This is a genomic window from Micromonospora sp. Mcm103 (assembly GCF_024519755.1).
Lineage (GTDB): Bacteria > Actinomycetota > Actinomycetes > Mycobacteriales > Micromonosporaceae > Micromonospora > Micromonospora aurantiaca.
The window spans coordinates 170410-192019 of the sequence record NZ_JALJRJ010000009.1; the positions used below are offsets into that span (position 1 = coordinate 170410).

Here is a 21610-nt window from a genome sequence, read left to right on the forward strand (position 1 = left end):
TGGCACCGGGTGAAGGGTGTGCAGCTCAACATGGCCGCCGGGATCCGCGAGTTCGGCCGGGCCACGCCGGGCCGGGTCGCGGTCGTCGACGGCGACCACGCCGTGACGTTCGGCGCGCTCGACGAGCGCTCCAACCGGCTCGCGTCCGCGACGCTCGCGCACGGCATCGCCCCCGGTGAGCGGATCGCGGTGCTGAGCAACAACCGCTACGAGTACTTCGAGATATCGGCGGCGATGGCCAAGGCCGGCATCCCGACCGTGCCGCTGAACACGAAGAACAACAGCTCGGACAACGCGTACATCCTCGCCCACTCCCGGGCGAGGGGGATCGTCCTGGCCGACGAGCTGGCCGGCAACGTCGACGGCCTGCTCGACGACCTGCCGCTCGTGCTCAGCTTCGCCGGCGAGGTCGGCCAGCGGTACGAGACGTTCCTGGGACAGGGCCGCGCGGTCGATCCGCAGGTCCCCGTCGACGAACTCGACCCGTTCTGCGTCACCTACACCTCCGGCACGACCGGGCGGCCCAAGGGCGTCCTGCTGACCCATCGGGGACGGGTCCTCACCGCGTTCGGAGTCGGGCTGGACTACGGGCTCGGCCCCAACCGCAGCACGATCGCCGTCGCACCGATGTACCACGGCGCGGGGTTCGCGTTCGCCTACACCGCCCCGATGCTCGGCGGCTCGTGCAGCGTGCTGCCGACCTGGGATCCGGAGCGGCTGTTGGACCTGATGGCCTCCAGTCGCGCCTCCACGGTGTTCCTGGTGCCCACCCACGCCCAGCACCTCCGCCGGTTCTGCGAGGAGCCGGCCGCCCGGTACGACCTGTCGGCGCTGCGGACGCTCTACTTCAACGCCGCCGCGTTGCCGGTCGCGCTGAAGGAGTGGGTGATCGCCGCGTTCCCCGGCGTCGACGTGCACGAGCTGTACGGCTCGACCGAGTGCTCCATCGTCACCAACCTGCGCCCCGAGTTCGCCCTGGAACGGGCCGGCAGTGTCGGGCATCCCTGGTTCTGGAACGAGATCCGGCTCACCGGCGACGACGGCAACGAGGTGGGGCCGGGTGAGCCCGGCGAGCTGTTCGCCCGCTCGCCGCTGCTGCTGGCCGGCTACCTCGACGACGAGGAGGCCACCCGGGCCGGATACGACGCCGACGGGTTCTTCTCCGTCGGCGACGTGGCCGTGCGCGATGAGGAGGGCTTCATCACCATCGTCGACCGGAAGAACGACATGATCATCGCGGGCGGGGTCAACATCTTTCCGCGCGAGATCGAGGAGGTCATCGCCCGCCACCAGCCGGTCGACGAGGTCGCCGTCATCGGCGTGCCCGACGAGGTGTACGGCGAGCGCATCGCCGCGTTCGTGGTGGCCCGCCCGGGGACGCGGATCGACGTCGGAGCCCTGGAGGGCCACGTCCGGCAGCACGTGGCCCGCTACAAGGTGCCCCGCGAGTGGCACGTCGTCGACGCGTTGCCGCGCAACCCGAGCGGCAAGATCCTCAAGCGGACGATCCGCGACGGGTACCTCGCGCGTTGTCAGGAGATTGGCTGATGGGGCTCAAGCAAGGCTGGACCGGGCGGTTCTTCGAGGACTTCGAGATCGGAGACGTCTACCAGCATCCGCTGGGACGCACCGTCACGGAGACCGACAACACCTGGTTCACGCTGCTGACCATGAACACCAACGAGATGCACTTCAACGCCGCGTACGCCGCGCGGTCGGAGTTTGGCAAGCCGCTCGTGGTGTCGACGCTCACGGTGGCCATCGCGGTCGGGCAGAGCGTCACCGACCTGACCCAGAACGCGTTCGCGAACCTCGGCTGGGACGAGATCCGGATGACCCACCCGGTGTTCGCCGGTGACACGCTCTACAGCGAGTCGCTCGTGCTGGAGAAGCGCGAGTCCGCGTCCCGCCCGCATGCCGGCATCGTCACGGTGCGCACCCGCACGCTCAACCAGCACGGCGACGAGGTCTGCTCCTTCAAGCGCACGTTCTACGTGTACCGCCGGGGTGCCGAACAGCTGGAAAACCTCTTCCCGGTGGGGAAGTCCCCACTCTCCCTCGACGGCGACAGCAAGGAAACGGCATGAGGCTCACGTACCAGCCGTGGGGGGAGACGCTCGCGGAGCTGGCCGACGCCGGGCGCCGGGCGGAACGCGCGGGCGCCGAGGTGCTGTGGGCCGCGGAGCTGCACCGGAGCGCGACCGGCACCGCCGCGGCCCTGGCCGGGGCGACGTCGACCGCACGGATCGGCACCTCGATCGTCCTGGCGTTCACCCGCAGCCCGATGATCACCGCGCTGGAGGCGCTCGACCTGGACGAGCTGTCCGGTGGCCGGTTCGTGATCGGCCTCGGCTCCGGGGTGCGCCGGCTCAACGAGCAATGGCACAACGTGCCGTTCGGCAAGCCGGTCGGTCACCTGCGCGAGACGGTTCACAACATCCGGCTGTTCTGGGACGCCTGCACCACCGGCGCCGAGATCCGTGCCGACGGCGAGTTCGAGCCGATGCACATCCGCGGTTACGAGCGGCCGTACGCCGTTCCGGAGCGGCCGATCCCGGTGTACCTGGCCGCGATGGGCCCGCTGATGACCCGGCTGGCCGGCGAGATCGGCGACGGCTGGATCAGCCACGAGCTGTGCTCACCGGGGTACCTGCGGGAGCACGTCCTGCCCGACCTCACGCTCGGCATCGACCGCGCGGACGGCAAGACGCGCCACGACGTCGACGTCGTCGTCTCCGCGTGCTGCTCGGTGGCCGCCGACCCCGCGCTCGCCCGCCGCCGCGCCGCCGGTGTGGTCGGCTTCTACGCCACGGTCCGCACCTACGCCGACTTCTTCGCGTTCCACGGCCTCGCCGAGGACCAGCAGGCCGTCATCGACGCGTTCCGGGCCGGTGCCGGCGCGGACCACCTCGCGGGCAGCGTCAGCGACCGGATGGTCGACGCGCTCACCATGGCCGGCACCCGCGACGACGTCGCCGCCCGGATCGCGGCCTATGACGGCATCGCCGACACCGTGAAGCTGAGCCCGCCGACCCACGGGCTGCCGGCCGTCGAGATCCGCGCGGCCCAGGACGAGATCATCGCGCTGATCGGTGAGCTGACGGGAGCGACCACGTGAGACCGCTGGAGGACCTGCGCATCATCGCGGTCGAGCAGTACGGCGCCGGACCGTTCGGCAGCGTGCACCTGGCCGACCTCGGCGCCCAGGTCATCAAGATCGAGGACCCGCAGGCCGGCGGCGACGTCGGCCGATACGTGCCGCCGTACGCCGAGGACGAGGACTCGCTCTTCTTCGAGACGTTCAACCGCAACAAGCGCAGCGTCTCTCTCGATCTGGGTACCGCCGCCGGGCGCGGCGTCTTCGAACAACTCGTCGCGGTCTCCGACGTCGTGTACTCCAACCTGCGCGGGGACGTGCCGGAGAAGCTGCGCATCCGGTACGACGACCTCAAGCACCTCAACCCGCGCATCGTGTGCGTGTCGCTGACCGGATTCGGGATGACCGGGCCGCGCAAGCAGGAACCCGGCTACGACTACGTGTTGCAGGGTCTCGCCGGCTGGATGGAGCTGACCGGTGAGCCCGACGGACCGCCCACCAAGTCCGGACTGTCACTGGTGGACTACTCGGGCGGCTTCGTGGCCGCGATCTCGCTGCTGGCCGGGGTGCACGCCGCCCGCCGCGACGGCGTCGGGATGGACTGCGACGTCAGCCTCTACGACACCGCGGTGTCGATGCTGACCTATCCCGCGACGTGGCACCTGAACACCGGGTTCCAGCCGGTCCGCACACACCACTCGGCCCACCCGTCGCTCGTGCCGTTCCAGGCGTTCGAGGCCAAGGACGGCTGGATGGTCGTCGGCTGCGCGAAGGAGAAGTTCTGGGCCCGGCTGTGCCAGATCGTCGGCCACCCGGAGTGGGCCGAGGCCGGCTCGCCGTACGCGACCTTCGCCGGCCGGCGGGAGCACAGCGCCGACCTGGTGCCCCGGTTGGAGGCGATCTTCCGGCAGAAGACCGTCGACGACTGGCTCACGCAGCTCTACGCCGGGTCGATCCCGTGCGGCCCGATCAACGACGTCGGCGCGGCCCTGGTGGACGAGCACACCGCCGCCCGGAACCTCGTGGTCACCACCGACCACCCCCGCTACGGCGAGGTACGGCAACTCGCGTCCCCGGTGCGGGTCGGTGACGAGACGCCCACCTACCGCCGGGCACCGCAGCGCAACGAGGACCTCGCACTCGTCACCGGGGAGATCCTGGGCCTGGACGAGTCTCAGGTGGTGGCGCTGCGGGCGGCCGGCGCGTTCGGCGATGCCGAGCCGGCACACGGCGCGAACACCCCCGACACCCCTGACAGCCTCGACACCACAGCCACGTCACGATGATCGCCGAGGAGCTTGCCGAGTGGGGCGCGGGCCACGTCGAGATGCCGGCCGCGGTCCGGGCCGCAGCGCTGCGGCACCTGCTCGACGGGGTCGGCACGGCGCTGGGTGGACTGCGCGCCAGCTCGATGCCGGGGGAGCCCGGTGGGCCGTCGCCGATACCGGCCGTCGTCGTCGCCCGGGGACTCGGCGGGCCGCCGGAGGCGACGATCATCGGGTCGCAGGGCCGGGTCGGTGCGCCGGCCGCCGCGCTCGCCAACGGCACCCTCGTGCACGCACTGGACTTCGACGACACCCACGCCGGCGGCCTCGTGCACGCCACCGCCGTGGTGCTGCCGGCCGCGTTCGCCGTCGGCGAGCAGGTCGGCGCGCCCGGCCGGGCCGTGCTCGAGGCCGCCGTGGTCGGCTACGAGACCGTGTGCCGGGTCGCCGCCGCCGCGTCGCACGGCTTCCACGCCCGGGGGCTGCACGCCACGATGGTGGCCGGCGTGTTCTCCTCGGCGATCGTCGCGTCCCGGCTGCTCGGCCTCGACGCCGCGCGGACGACCGACGCACTCGGCATCGCCGGCAGCCAGGCCGGCGGGCTCCTGGCGTTCCTGCACAGTGGCGCCTCGACGAAGCAGCTGCACCCGGGATTCGCCGGGCACGCCGGTATCCTCGCCGCCCGGCTGGCCGCAGCCGGGGCCGGCGGCCCGGCGAACGTCCTCGACGGCCCGCACGGTGTCTACGACGCGCTGGCCGCCGGCGCGGTCGACCTCGCGTCCATCACCGCCGAGCTCGGCACACGCTGGGAGACCACCCGGATCGGCATCAAGCCGTACCCGGCGTGCCAACTCTCCCACGCCGCGATCGACGCGGTCCGCGACGCGGTGCGCCGCGGCGGTGTCCGTTCCGTCGACGTCGTCGCGATCGACGTTGACGTGCACCCCGACTCGGTGCCCACGGTCTGCGACACCCGGCGGGACCTGGCGCGACCGGCGTCGCCGTACGCGGCGAAGTTCTCGCTGCCGTGGAGCATCGCCGCCGCCGTCGTCGACGGTGACCTGACCACCGCAACGTACGAGCCGGACTCGCTCGGCCGACCCGAGGTGGAACGCGTTGCCCGGCTGGTGCGTTGGCACGTTGCCCCCACCGGCGGCCCCGCAGCCGACGCGCCCGGCACCGCCCGCATCACGCTCGTCGACGGCTCGGCCGTTCCCGGCAGCGTGCCACGCAGCGCGGGCGGCCCGGACAACCCGCTGACCGACGAGCAACTCGTCGCGAAGTTCCACGGCAACGCCGGTGGCGACACCGCAGACGTCGTCGACCTGCTGTCCCGTCTCGACGAGATGGACACCATCGAACCGCTCATGGCGGCGCTGGCAGCCGCCGGTACAGGCAGGGACCGCCCGTGACACCACACGCCATCGAACCGCCCTCCTTTCGCTGGTTCCCGTACGACGGCTTCACGTTCTGCCTCGGCCTCGCCGAGGGCGACGCGGCCTGGACCTCCGGCCACACCTCCGCCGCGTTCGACGAGGCGGTCGGCAGGATGACGGTCACCGGGGACATGGCGGCGCAGGCGCGCACCGCGTACGAGAAGGTGCTGACGATCCTGGCGGCCGCCGGGTTCGGGCCGCAGGACGTCACCCGGGTCACCGAGAACGTGACGGTCGCCGGACTCGCCGAGTACGAGGCGGCCGCGGCGGTCCGGCGGGAGGTCTTCGGCGACCACGAGCCCGTGCTGCGGACGGTCGTCGTCGAGCGGCTCGTGCGGCGTACCGCGCTGCTGGAGGTCGAGCTGCACGCGGTCCGCGGCGGCGGCGAGGTGCTGGCCGCCAGCGAGCCCCGGCCGGCCGGCACCTGGCAGGCCTCCACCGTGCGGACCGGCCACGACGGCGCGGTGTACCTACCGACGATGCTCCCGGTCGACGCCACCGGCGCCGTGGTCCACCCGGGGGACTTCGCCGCGCAGTACGCCTACTGCCTGGACCGGGCGGGCGACCTGCTCACGGCGGTCGGGCTGTCCCTCGACGCGGTCGTCACGACCTACGACTACTCGACGCCGGAGACCCGCGACGTGTACCGCCGGACGCACCGCGTGCGGCGGGAACGCCTCGGCGGCGCCGGCGTGTACCCGGGCGCGGGCGGCATCCTGATGAGCCGGCTGCACCACCCGGACGCGCTCGTCGCGATCGACGTCACAGCCTCCCGGCACCGGTTGGAACTGGTCAACCCGGGCTGGTCCCGCTACGACACGCTCACCTACGCCCCCGGGGTCCGGGCCGGCCGGACGCTGTACATGTCCGGTTTCGCCGCGCTGGACATGCAGACGCAGCAGGCCCTGCACCCCGACGACATCGTGGCGCAGGCCGAGGCGACGTACGGCGCGATCCTGCACCTGCTGCGCCACGCCGGCCTCGGACCGGAGCACCTACTGGAGACGGTCGAGTACTGCGTCGAGTCCGCGCTGCCGGCGTACCGGGGCGTGGCCGGCGTGCGGGAACGACTGCTCAGCCCGCCCTGGCCGGCGTCGACCGGGGCGATCTGCAAGGCCCTGCTGCGCCCCGAGTTCCTGCTCGAGGTGTTCCCGACGGCGGTGTATCCGAACATCAGCGGAGCGGAGGAGACGGCGTGAGCCTGCTGACCGACGAACTGCGCGCGCTGCTGGGCACGAGGAAGGTGTACACCGCGCCGGAACCGCTCGGCGCCGCTGCCGGCCGGTACTTCGGCCTGGCCATCGGTGACGACAACCCGCTGTATTCGGACCCCGAGTTCGCCCGTGCGCAGGGCCTGCCGGGCGTGACCGCTCCGCCGACGCTCATCTGCGAGACCAACCAGTACGCGAACCTCCCGATGAACAGCGACGGCTACGCCGGACACTCCTGGCACCTCGATGTCCCCGGCACCCGCCAGGTCCGCGGCGGCAACAGCTACACGTTCCACCGCCGGGTACGCCCCGACGACGTCATCATCGCGACCTGGGAGATCCACGACCTGACCGAGAAGCAGACCCGCACCGGCGCGGACATGCTCGTGGTCTCCTCGCGCGCGACGTACACCAACCAGGACGGCGAGCTGCTCGCCGTCAACGAGGAGACGATCATCCTGGTCAGCCTGGACGGTGCCGCATGACATCGAGGGTGCCACCGAACGTCGGGGATGCGCTGCCCGCGCTGGAGCGCACCATCACGCTCACCGACATGGTCGCCTACGCCGGCGCCACCTGGGACTGGTACCGCCTGCACTTCGACCCCGAGTTCGTGGCCGCCGCGCGGGTCCCGGGCCCGGTCGTGGACGGGCAGGTGTTCGGGGCGCTCTTCGTCGAGCTGCTCCAGGACGCGCTCGGCCCGCGCTGCTTCGTGCACGAGCTGTCGTTCACGTTCCGCAACCTGATGTTCGCCGGCGAGACGGTCCGGTGCGAGGCGACAGTGGTCGAGGTCGGTTCCGACCGCGTCCGGGTCGACCTCTCCGCCACGATCCTGGCCGGCGAGTACGGCCCACAGCGGCCCGCAGCCCGCCCCGCCCACGCGACGGTCCTGCTCGGCACGGCCGACGGGCCTGGCGCGCGGTGAGCGGCGTCGCGATCGTCGGCGCGGCCGAGTGCGACCTCGGCAGCACCGGAAAGTCCACGCTCACGCTGCAGACCCAGGCCGTCACCCGGGCGCTCGCCGACGCCGGGCTGACCCTCACCGACGTCGACGGACTGGCCACCACCGGGGTGTCCCGCTTCTCCACCACACAGCTCGCCGAATATCTCGGGCTGTGGCCCCGCTGGGTCGACTCGACGTTCGTCGGCGGGTCGGCCGCCGAGATGATGGTCGCCCGTGCCACCCAGGCGATCGAAGCCGGCCAGGTGTCCACGGTTGTCATCAGCTTCGCGTCGAACCAACGCTCCGCGCGTTCGCGCAGCCTCGGCGGAGTCGTCGAGGAGCACGTCCCGGAGGCCCAGTTCGAGACGCCGTACGGCCCCCTGTACCCGCTGTCGTACTACGCGATGGCGGCACAACAGTACTTCCACCGGTACGGCGGGACGCGGGAGAAGCTCGCCGAGATCGCGGTCGCCGCCAGGGCGTGGGCGCTGCTCAACCCGGTCGCGTTCCGCTACGGCGCCGGGCCGCTGACCGTCGACGACGTGCTCGCCGCGCCGATGGTCTCCAGCCCGCTGACCGTCGCCGACTGCTGCCTGGTGACCGACGGTGGCGGGGCGGTCGTGCTCACCACGCTCGACCGGGCCCGCGACCTGCGGCACCCGCCGGTACGGGTTCTCGGGTACGGCGAACGGTCGACGAACACGTCAATGACCGCGGTCGAGGATCTGACGGCCACCGGCGCGCGCGAGTCCGGCCGGGAGGCGTTCGCCCGGGCCGGCATCACTCCGGCTGACGTGGACGTGCTGGAGGTGTACGACTCCTTCACCATCACCGCCGCGCTCAGCATCGAGGCGCTGGGCTTCTGCGGGCCGGGGGAGGGGCTCGACTTCATCTCCGACGGCCGGATCCGTCCCGGCGGTGAGCTGGCGTTGAACACCTCCGGCGGCGGCCTGTCGTACTGCCATCCCGGTCAGTACGGGGTGCTGCTGCTGGTGGAGGCGGTCCGCCAACTGCGCGGCGAGGCGGGAGCCCGGCAGGTGCCCGACGCCCGGGTGGCCGTGGCGCACGGCACCGGCGGGATCCTGTCCACGCACGCGACGGTCGTGCTGGGGGTGCGGTGATGCACGTGCCGCCACCCGACGACGTGACGGCCGGCTGGTGGGACGCCACCCGGGAGCACCGCTACACGCTGCAGACCTGCGGGTCCTGCGGGCACGTCCAGCATCCGCCGCGTGCGCTGTGCACCGCCTGCTCGTCGATGGTGGATCTCGGGTTCGTCGAGGCGTCCGGCCACGGCGTCGTGGACACGTTCACCGTGGTGCACCGGGCACCCGTGCCGGAGGCTGCCGTGCCGTACACGATCGCCCGGATCCGGCTCGCCGAGGGACCATTCGTGCTGTCCACCCTCGAAGGGCAGGACTGGCGGATCGGCGACCCGGTCCGTGTCGGTTGGCTCGACCTCGACGACGGCCGGGCGCTGCCGGTCTTCCACCGCTGACGGAGGCTACCCATGGACTTCACGCTCACCGAGGAGCAGCAGGACTTCCGCGCCCTGCTCCGCACGTTCGTCGACCGGGAGATCATCCCGGTCGCGCGGGACTGGGAGCAAACCGGGCGGTACCCGACGGAGATCGTGCGGGGGATGGCCGAGATGGGGCTGTTCGGCATCACCGTGCCGGAACAGTACGGCGGCCTCGACCTCGACCCGGTCTCGTTCGCGCTGGTGTTCGAGGAACTCGCCCGCGGCTGGATGGGTATCGCCGGCATCCTCGGCAGCCACTCCCTGGCCTGCCGGATGATCGCCAGACACGGCACCGAGGAGCAGAAGCAGGCCTACCTGCCCGACCTCGCCACCGGTGCCCGGCGGACCGGCATCGGCCTCACCGAGCCGGACGCCGGCACCGACCTGCAGGGCATCCGCACCACCGCCCGCCTCGACGGCGACCACTACATCGTCAACGGCACCAAAATGTGGATCACCAACGCGCGGTACGCCGACCCGCTGCCGGTGCTGGTCAAGACCGACCCGCACGCCACGCCCGCGCACACCGGCATGAGCGTGCTGCTCGTCGACGCGACGCTGGACGGCTTCCAGGTCCTGCGGGACATCCCGAAGCTCGGCTACAAGGGCACCGAGTCCTGCGAGATCCTCCTCGACAACGTGCGGGTACCGAAGGACCGGTTGCTCGGTGGCGTCGAGGGCGTCGGCCTCAAGCAGGCGTTGTCCGCCCTGGAGTGGGGCCGGGTCAACATCGCCGCGCGGTCGGTCGGCATCGCGCAGCGCGCCCACGACGAGGCGCTGGCCTACGCCCAGCAGCGCAAGGCGTTCGGCAAGCACATCGCCGAGTTCCAGGCGATCCAGCTCAAGCTCGCCACCATCGCGATCCAGCTCCAGGCCGCCCGCCTGATGGCGTACTGGGCGGCCGACGCGGTCCGGCGCGGTCGCGCCGACGGGCAGACCGGGATGGCAAAGGTGTTCTGCTCGGAGGTGGCCCTCGAGGCCGCGATCGACGCGATGAAGGTGCACGGCGGCTACGGCTACTCCACCGAGTTCGAGGTCGAGCGCCTCTACCGGGACTCGATCCTGATGAGCATCGGCGAGGGCACGAACGACATCCTGCGGACCGTCGTCGCGAAGGCGCTCGTACGCGGCGAGGTGACCGTCTGATCCGCCGGTGATCCTCACTGGGCGTCCCGGACAGACCCGGGAAAGCCGCGGGGCGGGACGCCGACGGGCTCGTCGTCGAACTCACGGCAGGGAAGCTTCAGCTGGTCGAAGCCGACGGTCGGCGAGCCATGTGCCGGGCGGCGCGCATCCCGAACACCACGGCGGGCCCGATCGTGGATCCCGGGCCGGGATAGGTGCGGCCCATCACCGAGGCGGAGTTGTTGCCCGCGGCGTACAGGCCGTCAATCACCGTGCCGTCCTCGCGCAGCGCACGTCCCTCGGGGTCGGTGAGCACTCCGCCCTTGGTGCCGAGGTCACCGATGACGACCTTGAAGGCGGTGAACGGACCCTTCTCGAGCGGACCGAGGCAGGGGTTGGGATGCACGGTCGGGTCGCCGTAATAGCGGTCGTACGCCGAGTTTCCGCGACCGAAGTCCCCGTCGACGCCAGAGCGGGCGAAGCCGTTGAACCGATCGGTGGTGGCCTGCAGCCGCGCCGGATCGATACCGATCCGGCCCGCCAGTTCGGCGAGGGTGCTGCCCTTGGCCATGATCCCGGCCTCGCGCATCGCCTTGTTGTTCTTCGGGTCCAGCGCGAAGGTGCGCAGGTACCGGCGGGCATGGCGGACGTCGGCGATCATCCAGTACGGGCCGTCCTTGTCATGTTCGAGCATGTGGTGCCCGAGGTCGACGTAGGACTCCGACTCGTTGGCGAATCGGTCGCCGTGGGCGTCCACGATGATCGAGTACGGCAGTGAGCGCTCGCCGACGATGAAGGACGGATCGTGGCCGGGTGTGGCGGCGACGGAGGCACCCCACCAGGCATCGTCCATCAGCTCGACGGCGGCACCCGCCTGCTGTGCCAGTTCGGTGGGGCGGCCCAGGTTGGCGGGGTTGCCGGAGGGGGCGCCGTCGATGCCGTGGTACTTGCGCCGCCACTCGGTGTTGTGGTCGAACCCGCCGCCGGCCAACATGACGCCCCGCGTGGCGCGCACCGTCAGCGACTGGCCGTCGCGGGTGATGCGTACGCCGGTGACCCGGCCGTCGGTGGTCAGCAGTTCCTCCAGCGGAGCGTTGAGCCAGAGCGGCACCTGGTGCTTGATCACCACCGCGTGCAGGAACGCGGTGGACAGTCCGGCACCGATGCCGACCAGCCGCTGGCCGCGGACGACACCGCCGAGCGCACGGAACACGAACTGGGCGCCGCGGAGGAACCCGGCGGGAGTGGACCAGGCGCGGCCGAGCAGCCACACATCGTCGGTCTTGATCGGCATCCCGGCGGGCGCGCTGATGGTCTTCCACCATTTGCCGATGACCTTCGCGTTGAGTGGTTTCACCTCGATCGCGCGGCCGATCTTCCCGCCGGGCAGTTCCGGGTAGTAGTCGGGGTAGTCGGTGGAGCGGGCGAAGACCATGCCGAACTTCTCAGCGGTGACGACGAAGTCCTCGACGCCGTCGACGAAGGCTTCTTTGTGCTCGCGCGAGGTGGAGCGCCCGGCGTCACCGACCGTGGCCTCGAGGTAGGTGAGTGCCTCCGCGCGGGAGTCGCCGACGCCGGCGCGCCGCATCAGGGGGTTGTCCGGCAACCACATCCCGCCGCCGGACATCGCTGTGCTTCCACCCCACTCGCCGCTCGACTCGATCATCAGCACGCTCAGCCCGGCGTCGATCGCGCCCAGCGCGGTGGCGAATCCGGCCCCGCCGCTGCCCACGACGACGACGTCGTAGGAGTGGTCGAACGTGCCGGCGGACTGCGCGGTGGTGTCGGTCATGGATGAGCCTTCCCGTGGCTTCCGAGCAACCGGACAGTCCTGTCCGGTTGTTAGAGTGCAGCATGCCCTCCACCAGCGGTCGCGTCAATCGTGGTCCGGCGGCAGCCTCGCAGAATCGGCTGGCCATCCTCCGCTCGGCCCGCCGGTTGTTCACCGCGCGCGGCTATCACGTGCCCCTCAGCGCGATCGCCAAGGACGCCGAGGTCGGCCAGGGTGTGCTGTACCGGCACTTCCCGACCCGGCTCGACCTGGCGTTCGCGGTGTTCGAGGAGAACTTCGCGCAGCTCGAGGCGATCGCCGCCGAGCCGGGCGCGAGTGCGTTCGGCCGGCTCTGGGACCGCGTGATCCAGATGACCGTGGAGTCCGCCGCGTTCGTGGAAATGGCGGTGGACGCCCGGCGCAACCTGCCGGAGTACACCGGCGGCATCCGTCTGCAGTCCCTGATTCAAGACACCCTGCCGCGCGCGCAGGCGGCCGGTCTGGTCGACCACCGCATCACCGTGGACGACGTTCTGCTCGCACATCGCATGATCTACGGCGTCATCGTCACCGCAGTCGATCCGGCCGAAGTCGGGCAGGCAGTGGACCGGGCTTCATACCTGCTCCGTCGACAGAGCACGTGAGACGAGAACGAGGCCGGTACGGTAGCGGACTCCTGCACCCTCACCAGCGCACGCTCCTGGCGACGGCCGTCATGACGGCGGCCCTCAGCAGGGCCACCACGGCAGCGAGGGCCGAACCGGGCAGACTCTCCGGCGTCCAGGTCGGGCTCAGGTGGGAAAACCGCCTGCCCGGAGCAGAGCGCCGGGGAGTTGCTTGCCGAGTCTCCGCTCCAGCCAGGAGACGGCCGAGGTGAGTTCCTCCAGATTCATGCCGGTGGGCCGCCCCAGGCGGCCGAAGAGGTAGACGAGATCCTCGGTGGCGACGTTCCCGGTCGCCGCCGGCGCGAACGGGCAACCGCCCGTCCCGCCGATGCTGGCGTCGAGGGTGGTGACGCCCGCTTGGACTGCCGCGACCGCGTTGGCCACGCCGGTGTGTCGGGTGTCGTGCAGGTGCAGCCGCAGCGGTGTCCGGGATTGCGTGATCTCCCGGGCGAGCGTCAGCCGTTCGGTGACGTCGGAGGGTACGGCCACTCCGATGGTGTCGGCGAGGGCCAGTTCGTCCGGCCCTGCATCCCGCACCCGGGTGAGTACCTCCCGCAGCCGGTTCGGCGGCACCTCGCCTTCGAACGGGCATCCGAACGAGGCACCCACGGTCACCGTCGTGAACACCCCTGCCTCGCGAGCCGCCTGCACCAGTACTGCGGCCGTGTCACAGGCTTGGGCGGTGGTCATGCCCTGGTTGCGACCGCAGAAGGTGTCCGTGGCCACGACGACGACGTTGATCTCGTCGACGCCCGCGGCCAGAGCTCGGTCCAGGCCGCGGCGGTTCATCACCAGGCCCGCATATCGGACGCCGTCGTGGCGGGGGAGCGCGGCCATCAACTCGTCCGCGTCCGCCATCTGCGGCACGCGGGCGGGGTTGACGAAGCTGGTCACCTCCACTCGCCGGGCTCCCGCGCGTACCGCCCGCTCGATGAGCTCCACCTTGTCGGCGGTGGTGAGTAGCATCGCCTCGTTCTGCAGGCCGTCGCGGGGCGAGACCTCGACGATGTCGACCATGACTGTCATCGCTCCTCCGACAGGTACGCGACGGCCCTGGCCTCGCTGATCACCTCGGCGTACTTGGCTTGCAGGTCGTACAGGCTCGCCTCGTGCGGGCCGGTGGCGCGGTCCGCCACCGCTTCGGAAACCACCAGCGGGACGAGACCGTGCTGGATCGCGTCCACCGCCGTGGCACGGACACAACCGCTCGTGCTCACGCCGACCAGCACGACGGTGTCGATGCGCTCCGCCCGCAGGGTGGAGGCCAGCGACGTGCCGAAGAAGGCGCTTGCGTACTGCTTGACCAGCACCAGTTCATCCTCGGCGGGGGAGACCTGCGGCATCAGCTCACCCATCGCGCCACCGCCGGAGAAGAGCTGCCGAAGGGCGGTGACCTTCCGGACGAACAGGCCTCCGTCGACACCGCCGGGCCCGTACGCGACGCGGGTGTGCAGCACGGGAAGCCGGTGGTCGCGGGCTGCGGCGATGACCCGGCCAGCCGACCGCAGACAGTCCGCGGACGGCAGGCACAGCGGGCTGGCCGGGTCGAAGTAAGCCCGCATCAGATCGATGACCACCACTGCGGGGCGGGCGCCGGGCAGGAGCGCGCCCCCGAATCCGTCGTCGCTGCTGTCCGGCACGGGGTTCATCGGGCGACAGGCGGCCGAGGGGCAGGAAGACCGGTCTCCTCCAGGCACCGGTCCAGGATGGTTTCCAGCGGCGGTCCCATGTCAAACGTGGGCAGTGGGTCCGGACGTCCGTGGCGCAGCTCGGCCCGTACCTCCTCGGTGGCCGCGACGTCGACGGTGCCGGCCTCGTCGCAGACAACGCCGAAGCGGCGGGCCCCCGTGGGGCTGACCAGGCCCCGGCGGACCTCGAGGCCGACGAGTTCCGGGTCGCGGGCGAGCGGGTCGCCCCACCCGCCGCCACCCCAGGTGACGAAGTGCAGCACGTCCCCGGGAGCTACGGGCACGTCGTGCACCTTGCTTCCCAGGATCTCGGTGCCGCCGTCGGCGCGTTCGAGCCACTTGCGGCCACGCGCACCGGGCTCGCCACCGTTGACCCCCCACGGATAGGTGAGCCAGCGGTCGTCGTGGATCGCGATCGTGCCGGCCTCCAGGAACCGGTAGGCCACGTCGACGCCGTTCCCGCCGCGATGGAGCCCGGCGCCACCGGTGTCCGCGATGGTCTCCCAGCGTTCGATGCGCAGCGGGTAGTAGGACTCCAGGTACTCGCACGGGATGTTGACGAACGACGGCCACAGCGAGTGGCCGTCCGGGCCGTCACCCACCGGCCGGCCGGGAATCCCGCCGAATCCGATCGAGTACAGCTGGAACCACTCGCCCTCGCGCTCACCCGGCCCGTAGGTGCCCGAATACATGAAGTGCGGTGATGACGAGAAGCCGGCGGCGTTGAGCAGCCCGGGGTTCGTCTGACCGAGCAGGCCACCGAACAGGTCGAAGACGCGACCGATGCCGTGGTTACGCGCGTTGAGGGCGGCGGGGTACTTGGGCTTCCAGAACGAATCGTCGGGGATCGTGACGTCGACCAGCGGGTAGAAGCCGTCGTTCCAGAGGATCTGCGGGTCGGCGACGGTGATCATGTAGATGCCGAAGAACATCCGGACGAGGTTCTCGTTGATGTAGTAGTTGATCGGACCCTGCGCCTGCGGGCTGCTGCCGGTGAAGTCCAGCAGCACCTTGTCACCGGTACGGGTCAGGCTGAGCTTGAGCTCGTAGGGGCCGTAACCGAGGCCGTCGTCGCAGATGTAGTCGGTGAAGGACAGCGTCTCGCCCTCCTTGAAGACCGCCCCGAGCAGTACCTTCATCGCCCGGTAGTTGCGGTCCAGGAGCTGGTCGAGCGCGGAGTTGTAGGTGTCCACCCCGAACCGGGCGCACATCTCCTGGACCCGCCGGGAAGCGGTCCGGCACGCCGCGACGATGCCGTTGAGGTCGGCGCGGTTCCAGTCGGGCTTCCGCACCTGGTTGAGGATGATCCGCAGGGCGTCCTCGGCAAGCACGCCCTTGCGGTACAACTTGAAGGGCGGGATCACCACGCCCTCCTCGAAGATGGTGCGGGCATCGGTCGGCATCGACGCCGGAGTCTTGCCGCCGACGTCGGACATGTGCCCGAACATCGCCGCCCAGCCCACGATGCGGCCCTCGAAGAAGATGGGCAGCACCACGAGCCAATCGTTCGCGTGGCTGATCGCCGCACCGCAGGAGTAGGGGTCCGACGTCAGCAGGACGTCGCCCTCCTCGATGTCGCCGTCGAAGTTCTCCAGGAAGTCGGGGATGGACAGCCCGAACTGTCCCACCATCATTTTGCCGTCATGGTTGGCGATCAGCGGAAACTCGTCGTGCTGTTCACGGATCCCCGGCGACAGCGCGGTCCGGAAGAGCACCTCGTCCATCTCGTAGCGGGCGTTGCGCAGTCCGTTCTCGATCAGGTCGATGGTGACCAGGTCGACATCCACGGCGCGAAGCGGTCCGGTAGCGGTCTCGATGAGGCGTGCCATGGTCAGTTCTCCCGGTGGGTGTCGACGGGGCGGATGAGGAGGCTGCCGCTCGGGTGCACCGCAGCCGTGTGCCCGGGCAGCACGAGCGTGGTGGAGTCCATCTCGGTGATGATCGCCGGACCGGGCACGACGTTGCCCGCTCGCAGCAGGGCCCGGTCGTAGATGCGGGCCTCCACTTCGGCGCCCTCGACCCAGATGCGGTGGTGGGCCCGTACTGCGCGGCTCGGATCCGCGTCACCATGCTCCAGCGCGGGCGCGGCGACCTGCGGCCGGGGACCATGAGCGGTGGCCCGGACGGTCACCAGCTCGTGTTCGGCATCGAGAACGAAGGAGAACAGTCGTTGGTGATCGGCGTCGAACGCCGACCGCAGGGCCGCGAGTCCACCGCCGGTCCCGTCGAAGGCGTCGATGTCGACGGCCACCGGGATCTCGAAACCCTGTCCGTGGTAGCGCAGGTCGGCGGAGAACACGACGTGCTGCTCATCCTCGGGGACGCCCTGCTCGCTGAGCGTGGAGCACGCCTTGCTCGCGAGTTCGGTGAGAACCGCGCGAAGGCTCTCGTCGGTCATTTCGTTGAAGCGGCGCACCAACGTCCGCACCGACTCGTCGCGCAGGTTGGTCGTCGCGTCGCCGTAGGCGCACAGCACTCCCGGCGACGGCGGAATGATCACCGGCCAGGCCCCGGTCAGTCTGCCGAGAGCGTTGGCGTGCAACGGGCCGGCGCCACCGAAGGCCACCAGCGCGTAGTCGCGCGGGTCGAAGCCCTGCTGCACCGACACCAGTCGCAACGCCCCGAACATGTTCTCGTTGACGATGTCGATGATGCCCGCGGCGGCGGCCTCGACCGACTCCAGCCCGGTGGCGTCGGCGATCGACTTCACCGCCGCTCGTGCCGCCGCACGGTCCAGCGTGATCTCGCCACCGGCCAGATCGGTGGGCAGGTAGCCGAGCACCACGTTCGCGTCGGTCACCGTCGGCTGCTCACCGCCCGCCGCGTACGCGGCCGGACCGGGTGCGGCACCGGCCGACTGCGGCCCTACCCGGAGCGCCTGGGTCAGCGGCGGTACGTGGGCGATGGATCCGCCGCCGGCACCCACAGTTCGTACGTCGACGGAGGTGGCGCGGACCTTGAGGTCCCCGACCGTGGTCTCCCGACCCACCCGCGGCGTGAGCCCCTGAACCAGGGCGACGTCGGTGGAGGTGCCGCCCATGTCGAAGGTCAGGAAGTCCGGGTATCCGGCCTGCTCCGCCACCCAGGTCGCGCCGGTGACCCCGCCGGCAGGGCCGGACAGCAGCAGGTTCACCGGGTTGTCCGCGGCGACGGCTGCGGAGACCAGACCACCGTCGCTGCGCAGGATGCACAGCCGACCGTCCACCCCGGACTCGCCGAGCTGCGCCTCAAGGTTGGCCACGTAGCGCGCCACCTGAGGCTGCACGGCCGCGTTCGCGACGGTGGTGATGGTCCGCTCATACTCGCGAAGCTCCGGCAGCACCGAAGACGACAGCGACACCGGTACGCCCGGAAGCTCCTCGGCGGACAATTCGGCGACCCGGCGCTCGTGCTGCGGGTTGGTGTAGGAGTTGATCAGGCTGACGCTCAACGCCTCGATGCCCTGTGCGCGGAGCTTGCGCAGCTTCGTACGGACGTCAGCCTCGTCGAGTTCGGTCACCACCGCGCCGTCGGCGCCGATCCTGCCGACGACCTCCACGGTGTCCTCCAACGCCGCCAGCGGCTCCGGCTTCGGCCAGATGATCCAGCCGGCCAGGCCACCTGGCACGAAGGAACGGGCGATCTGGAGCACCTGCCGGAAGCCGTCGGTGGTGACCAGCCCAACCCGGGCGCCCTTGCCCTCGAGGATCGCGTTCGTGGCGACCGTGGTGCCGTGGAACACCTCAGCGATCTCCGACATGGGCACGCCGGCGGCCTCGCAGGCCCGCTCGATGCCACGCAGCACCCCGATGGACTGGTCCTCGGGCGTGGAGGAGGTCTTGGCCCGGTATGTCTCTCCGGTCGCCTCGTCGATCAGCAGGATGTCGGTGAACGTTCCCCCCACGTCCACGCCGAGTCGGTAGGTCATGGTCCCTCCTCAGATGACGCCGGCAGAACGCAGCGACGCCATCGCGTCGTCGCCGAGCCCCAGCAGGTCGCGATAGATGTCCTCGTTGTGCTCACCGAGCTCGGGGCCGACGTGCCGGACCCGGCCCGGGCTGTCGGAGAGCTTGGGTACGACGTTGTGCATGGCGAACTCCCCGAGACCGGGGTGGGTCAGCCGGACGATCGCCTCCCGCGAGGCGAAGTGTGGGTCCTCGAGCATGTCCCGGGCCCTGAAGATGCGGCCTGCCGGAACGCCATGGGCGTGCAGCCGTTCGAGCAGATCGTCGGCCGCGAGCGTCGAGCTCCATTCGGCGACCAGGCCGTCCAGCTGCTCCATCCACCGGCCTCGGGCGCCGTGGGTGGCGTACTTCTCGTCGGTGGCCAGCTCCACCCGCCCCATCGCCTCGGCGAGCCGGCGGAAAACCGTGTCCTGGTTCGCCGCGATCAGCACCATCTCGCCGTCGGCCGTCGGGTAGACGTTGCTCGGCGACACGTTCGGAAGGGTCGTTCCGGTCCGCTCCCGCTGGTAGCCGGCGATCTGGTACTCGGGGATGAGCGACTCCATCATCGCCAGCACGGCCTCGTAGATGGCCGAGTCCACCACCTGGCCTCGACCGGTACGTCCGCGCTGGTGCAGCGCCACCAGGGTGCCCAGGCAGGCGAACGTCGCCGCCAGCGAATCGCCGAGAGAGACTCCGGCCCGGGCCGGAGGGCGATCGGGGTCGCCGGTCACGTACCGAATTCCGCCCATCGCCTCACCGATCGATCCGTATCCGGCACGTGACGAGTACGGGCCCGTCTGCCCGAAGCCGGTCACGCGGGTGATGATCAGGCCGGGGTTGATCTCCCACAGCCGCTCCGGGGCCAACCCCCAGCGCTCCAACGTGCCGGGCCGGAAGTTCTCGATCAACACGTCCGCCCGCGCGACGAGCTGACGTACCAGATCCTGACCCTGCTCGGTCCGCAGATTCGCGGTCACGGACTTCTTGTTCCGCGCCACCACCGGCCACCAGAGCGACTTGCCGTACGGCTTCTCGCGCCCCCACTGCCGCATGGGGTCGCCCTGACCCGGGTCCTCGACCTTGATCACCTCGGCGCCGAAGTCGCCCAGGAGTTGACCGCAGAACGGCCCTGCCAGCAGCTGCCCGAGCTCGATCACCCGGATGTCGTCAAGCGGCAGTGGAGTGCTCATGAGCCCCTCAATCAGCGTCTTTTTGCATGCAATTCGCAAGTCTGTGACTGTCGTTACAGTAGGTTGTGCTGGGAAAGTAGGACTCGACTCTTCGGGTGTCAATGCCCCGAAGGAAGATTGCATACAACCTGCCGTGTTGCTACGGTGCCGAGCATCATGAGTGACCACACGCCACTGCGGGAGGCCGACAACGGCCACGCCGCCGACGACGCCTATCGGCTGATCCGGGAGCAGATCCTGTCCGGGCAACGGTCGGCCGGCGCCTGGCTCCGCGAGGGCGAGTTGGCCGAGTCGATCGGGGTGAGTCGGACGCCCGTCCGGGAGGCGCTCAGACGGCTGACCGCGGAGGGACTGGTCCGCCACGAACGCAACCGTGGCGTGCAGGTCCAGGCGTGGAGCATCCACGATCTCGACGAAATCTTCAGCCTGCGGGCCGTGCTCGAGCCGTGGGGCTGCCGACTGGCGGCGACCACAGGCACCGTCGACGTGGACGCGCTCGACGCGCTGGCCCACCGGATGGACGAGGTGGCGCCGGACGGACGACCGACCGATGTGGACGAGCTCACCGAGCTGAACAACCGGTTCCACCGGATGATCCTCGAGGCGTCCGGCAACAGCCGACTCACCGGTGTCGTCTCCTCGGTGATCCAGATGCCGCTCGTCTGGCGTACCTTCTCCCGCTACAGCCCGGACGCGCTGCGCCGTAGCCTCGCTCACCACCACGAGCTGGTGGCGGCCCTGGCCGCGCCCGACCCCGACTGGGCGGAGTCCGTCATGCGCAGCCACGTACGCGCGGCATGGCATTCCATCCGGCTGCGAGAGGGCGGCGACCGGGCGCCCGGCCCGGAGCTGCCGGACCAGGCCAGCGCAACCGCTGGTCACCCGCCACTCTGATCATGTGGTCGGGTTCAGCGATCGCGCGAATGGGCCTCGACACACGCGACGAGGTGCAGGAACGGCCACGACCAGCGGTGGATTCTGCTCACCATCGCGCCCGACCGCGTCCGCGCAATTGGGCTGAACTCCTGCTCAACCGAGCCGGCCCTGCCTGCGCACCGTCCTGAAGACGCGCACGTCATGCACCTGTACGCCCCGTACTCGCTGGCCCGAGCCGCCTTGAGAACGCGAGCGCGGCGGTATGGCTGCTCGCGCCGGACGACCGGGCCGAGCGAGTCCGCCGGCGGTTGCGCTTCGCTGCGCTGGACATCAAGGGCGGCGAGGCGGTCAGGAAACTGCTCGGTGCACCGGAGGGGCGCAAACCCGCGGAGGCCCGGATAGAGCAACTGCGCGAAATCGCGCGGCGGAGAGGTGTCGGTCCGAAGGCCGCCGTGCGCCGGCTGACGTACGGGGAAATCGTCGAAGCAGCCGGCGGCACCATGCCGGGCGGCAGAGTGCCGTTCGTGCTCGCGTGGAAGATGTGCAGCGCTATCGCCCACGTTTGAAGTCGAGGCAGGGGCGGCGGGGGCATCAGGGCCTATCCAAATCTGTCGGAGGGTATGGCCTGCTGCCGTTATGTCGACCGAAGGTGTCGGATTCGGGCAGAGGTGTTCGTAGTCAGGGTGAGGGGCAGCCTACGAGCGTGCTGTCGCGGTCATAGGAGGTGATGGGTGATGCACCCGTGCGTCAAGGTCTGCTGCATGTTCGATCTCGTCGGCCCATTGCCACCGTGATCTTCTCCGAGGTGCCGAACGAGGCGTCCTGGCCCTCGGTGTGTGCGATTTCTGGGACGGCTACTTCGCGGGCCGGGCCGCGCTGCTGGGGGCTGGTAACG

Annotated in this window: 20 protein-coding genes; 14 read left to right on the top strand and 6 right to left on the bottom strand. The window is 70.5% G+C overall.

Going from position 1 to position 21610, the window contains the following annotated elements:
- Positions 1-9 precede the first annotated feature (9 nt).
- The 11 genes from OC439_RS13980 to OC439_RS14030 are packed head-to-tail and all read left to right on the top strand — an operon-like array spanning position 10 to position 10620.
- Positions 10-1548 carry a class I adenylate-forming enzyme family protein gene (locus OC439_RS13980; RefSeq protein ID WP_262013775.1) on the top strand — a complete coding sequence of 513 codons (1539 nt, stop codon included), beginning with the start codon at positions 10-12 and terminating at the stop codon, positions 1546-1548.
- Positions 1548-2087 (top strand): MaoC family dehydratase, encoded by a 540-nt coding sequence (locus tag OC439_RS13985; protein ID WP_046566743.1) that lies wholly within the window; start codon positions 1548-1550, stop codon positions 2085-2087. The genes OC439_RS13980 and OC439_RS13985 overlap by 1 nt, the downstream gene beginning before the upstream one ends.
- The gene (locus OC439_RS13990; protein ID WP_262013776.1) at positions 2084-3118 is read left to right on the top strand and encodes an LLM class flavin-dependent oxidoreductase; all 1035 of its coding nucleotides are present in this window, start codon (positions 2084-2086) and stop codon (positions 3116-3118) included. The genes OC439_RS13985 and OC439_RS13990 overlap by 4 nt, the downstream gene beginning before the upstream one ends.
- On the top strand, positions 3115-4383 hold the full coding sequence (locus OC439_RS13995; protein ID WP_262013777.1) for a CaiB/BaiF CoA transferase family protein: 1269 nt from the start codon (positions 3115-3117) through the stop codon (positions 4381-4383). Before OC439_RS13990 ends, OC439_RS13995 begins: the two co-directional genes overlap by 4 nt.
- Positions 4380-5774 (top strand): MmgE/PrpD family protein, encoded by a 1395-nt coding sequence (locus OC439_RS14000; protein ID WP_262013778.1) that lies wholly within the window; start codon positions 4380-4382, stop codon positions 5772-5774. Before OC439_RS13995 ends, OC439_RS14000 begins: the two co-directional genes overlap by 4 nt.
- Positions 5771-6997: a RidA family protein gene (locus OC439_RS14005; RefSeq protein ID WP_262013779.1), complete on the top strand. Its 1227-nt coding sequence runs from the start codon at positions 5771-5773 to the stop codon at positions 6995-6997. The genes OC439_RS14000 and OC439_RS14005 overlap by 4 nt, the downstream gene beginning before the upstream one ends.
- On the top strand, positions 6994-7494 hold the full coding sequence (locus tag OC439_RS14010) for a MaoC family dehydratase N-terminal domain-containing protein (RefSeq protein WP_046566736.1): 501 nt from the start codon (positions 6994-6996) through the stop codon (positions 7492-7494). The genes OC439_RS14005 and OC439_RS14010 overlap by 4 nt, the downstream gene beginning before the upstream one ends.
- On the top strand, positions 7491-7934 hold the full coding sequence (locus tag OC439_RS14015; RefSeq protein WP_046566734.1) for a MaoC family dehydratase: 444 nt from the start codon (positions 7491-7493) through the stop codon (positions 7932-7934). Before OC439_RS14010 ends, OC439_RS14015 begins: the two co-directional genes overlap by 4 nt.
- Positions 7931-9073, top strand: coding sequence for an acetyl-CoA acetyltransferase (locus OC439_RS14020; RefSeq protein ID WP_262013780.1), 1143 nt, complete (start codon positions 7931-7933; stop codon positions 9071-9073). Before OC439_RS14015 ends, OC439_RS14020 begins: the two co-directional genes overlap by 4 nt.
- A complete protein-coding gene (locus OC439_RS14025; protein WP_262013781.1) occupies positions 9073-9450 on the top strand; it encodes a Zn-ribbon domain-containing OB-fold protein in 378 nt (125 codons plus the stop codon). The genes OC439_RS14020 and OC439_RS14025 overlap by 1 nt, the downstream gene beginning before the upstream one ends.
- Before the next feature lie 12 nt (positions 9451-9462).
- Entirely contained in the window at positions 9463-10620 is a 1158-nt protein-coding gene (locus OC439_RS14030; RefSeq protein WP_262013782.1) for an acyl-CoA dehydrogenase family protein, read from the top strand.
- A gap of 97 nt (positions 10621-10717) precedes the next feature.
- On the opposite strand, the gene OC439_RS14035 is transcribed toward OC439_RS14030, so the two are convergent.
- A complete protein-coding gene (locus OC439_RS14035) occupies positions 10718-12391 on the bottom strand; it encodes an FAD-binding protein (RefSeq protein WP_262013783.1) in 1674 nt (557 codons plus the stop codon).
- 62 nt (positions 12392-12453) lie between these two features.
- On the opposite strand from OC439_RS14035, the gene OC439_RS14040 reads away from it, so the two are divergent.
- Complete coding sequence (locus tag OC439_RS14040) at positions 12454-13014, top strand: TetR/AcrR family transcriptional regulator (RefSeq protein WP_262013784.1); 561 nt, start codon at positions 12454-12456, stop codon at positions 13012-13014.
- Between the two features lie 147 nt (positions 13015-13161).
- On the opposite strand, the gene OC439_RS14045 is transcribed toward OC439_RS14040, so the two are convergent.
- Genes OC439_RS14045 through OC439_RS14065 form a run of 5 tightly spaced genes read right to left on the bottom strand, consistent with a single transcriptional unit; the run spans position 13162 to position 19839 of the window.
- Positions 13162-14052: a hydroxymethylglutaryl-CoA lyase gene (locus OC439_RS14045; protein ID WP_262013785.1), complete on the bottom strand. Its 891-nt coding sequence runs from the start codon at positions 14050-14052 to the stop codon at positions 13162-13164.
- A gap of 5 nt (positions 14053-14057) precedes the next feature.
- Positions 14058-14684, bottom strand: coding sequence for an isochorismatase family protein (locus OC439_RS14050; RefSeq protein WP_262013786.1), 627 nt, complete (start codon positions 14682-14684; stop codon positions 14058-14060).
- Positions 14681-16552 (bottom strand): hydantoinase B/oxoprolinase family protein, encoded by a 1872-nt coding sequence (locus OC439_RS14055; RefSeq protein WP_262013787.1) that lies wholly within the window; start codon positions 16550-16552, stop codon positions 14681-14683. The genes OC439_RS14050 and OC439_RS14055 overlap by 4 nt, the downstream gene beginning before the upstream one ends.
- Before the next feature lie 2 nt (positions 16553-16554).
- Positions 16555-18630 (bottom strand): hydantoinase/oxoprolinase family protein, encoded by a 2076-nt coding sequence (locus OC439_RS14060; RefSeq protein WP_262013788.1) that lies wholly within the window; start codon positions 18628-18630, stop codon positions 16555-16557.
- 9 nt (positions 18631-18639) lie between these two features.
- A complete protein-coding gene (locus OC439_RS14065; protein WP_262013789.1) occupies positions 18640-19839 on the bottom strand; it encodes a CaiB/BaiF CoA transferase family protein in 1200 nt (399 codons plus the stop codon).
- A 156-nt stretch (positions 19840-19995) separates the two neighbouring features.
- Here OC439_RS14065 and OC439_RS14070 point away from each other — a divergent pair, with 156 nt between their 5' ends.
- Complete coding sequence (locus tag OC439_RS14070; protein ID WP_262013790.1) at positions 19996-20733, top strand: GntR family transcriptional regulator; 738 nt, start codon at positions 19996-19998, stop codon at positions 20731-20733.
- Positions 20734-21023: 290 nt separating this feature from the next.
- Entirely contained in the window at positions 21024-21281 is a 258-nt protein-coding gene (locus tag OC439_RS14075) for a hypothetical protein (RefSeq protein WP_262013791.1), read from the top strand.
- Positions 21282-21610: the final 329 nt, after the last annotated feature.

Bases quoted from the DNA above. Each gene is read 5' to 3' on its own strand.
- OC439_RS13985 (WP_046566743.1), top strand. From the start codon at position 1,548: ATGGGGCTCAAGCAAGGCTGGACCGGGCGGTTCTTCGAGGACTTCGAG.
- OC439_RS14070 (WP_262013790.1), top strand. From the start codon at position 19,996: ATGAGTGACCACACGCCACTGCGGGAGGCCGACAACGGCCACGCCGCC.
- OC439_RS14040 (WP_262013784.1), top strand. From the start codon at position 12,454: ATGCCCTCCACCAGCGGTCGCGTCAATCGTGGTCCGGCGGCAGCCTCG.
- OC439_RS14050 (WP_262013786.1), bottom strand. From the start codon at position 14,684: ATGAACCCCGTGCCGGACAGCAGCGACGACGGATTCGGGGGCGCGCTC.
- OC439_RS14000 (WP_262013778.1), top strand. From the start codon at position 4,380: ATGATCGCCGAGGAGCTTGCCGAGTGGGGCGCGGGCCACGTCGAGATG.
- OC439_RS14065 (WP_262013789.1), bottom strand. From the start codon at position 19,839: ATGAGCACTCCACTGCCGCTTGACGACATCCGGGTGATCGAGCTCGGG.
- OC439_RS13990 (WP_262013776.1), top strand. From the start codon at position 2,084: ATGAGGCTCACGTACCAGCCGTGGGGGGAGACGCTCGCGGAGCTGGCC.
- OC439_RS14060 (WP_262013788.1), bottom strand. From the start codon at position 18,630: ATGACCTACCGACTCGGCGTGGACGTGGGGGGAACGTTCACCGACATC.
- OC439_RS14055 (WP_262013787.1), bottom strand. From the start codon at position 16,552: ATGGCACGCCTCATCGAGACCGCTACCGGACCGCTTCGCGCCGTGGAT.
- OC439_RS14045 (WP_262013785.1), bottom strand. From the start codon at position 14,052: ATGGTCGACATCGTCGAGGTCTCGCCCCGCGACGGCCTGCAGAACGAG.
- OC439_RS14015 (WP_046566734.1), top strand. From the start codon at position 7,491: ATGACATCGAGGGTGCCACCGAACGTCGGGGATGCGCTGCCCGCGCTG.
- OC439_RS14030 (WP_262013782.1), top strand. From the start codon at position 9,463: ATGGACTTCACGCTCACCGAGGAGCAGCAGGACTTCCGCGCCCTGCTC.
- OC439_RS14035 (WP_262013783.1), bottom strand. From the start codon at position 12,391: ATGACCGACACCACCGCGCAGTCCGCCGGCACGTTCGACCACTCCTAC.
- OC439_RS14025 (WP_262013781.1), top strand. From the start codon at position 9,073: ATGCACGTGCCGCCACCCGACGACGTGACGGCCGGCTGGTGGGACGCC.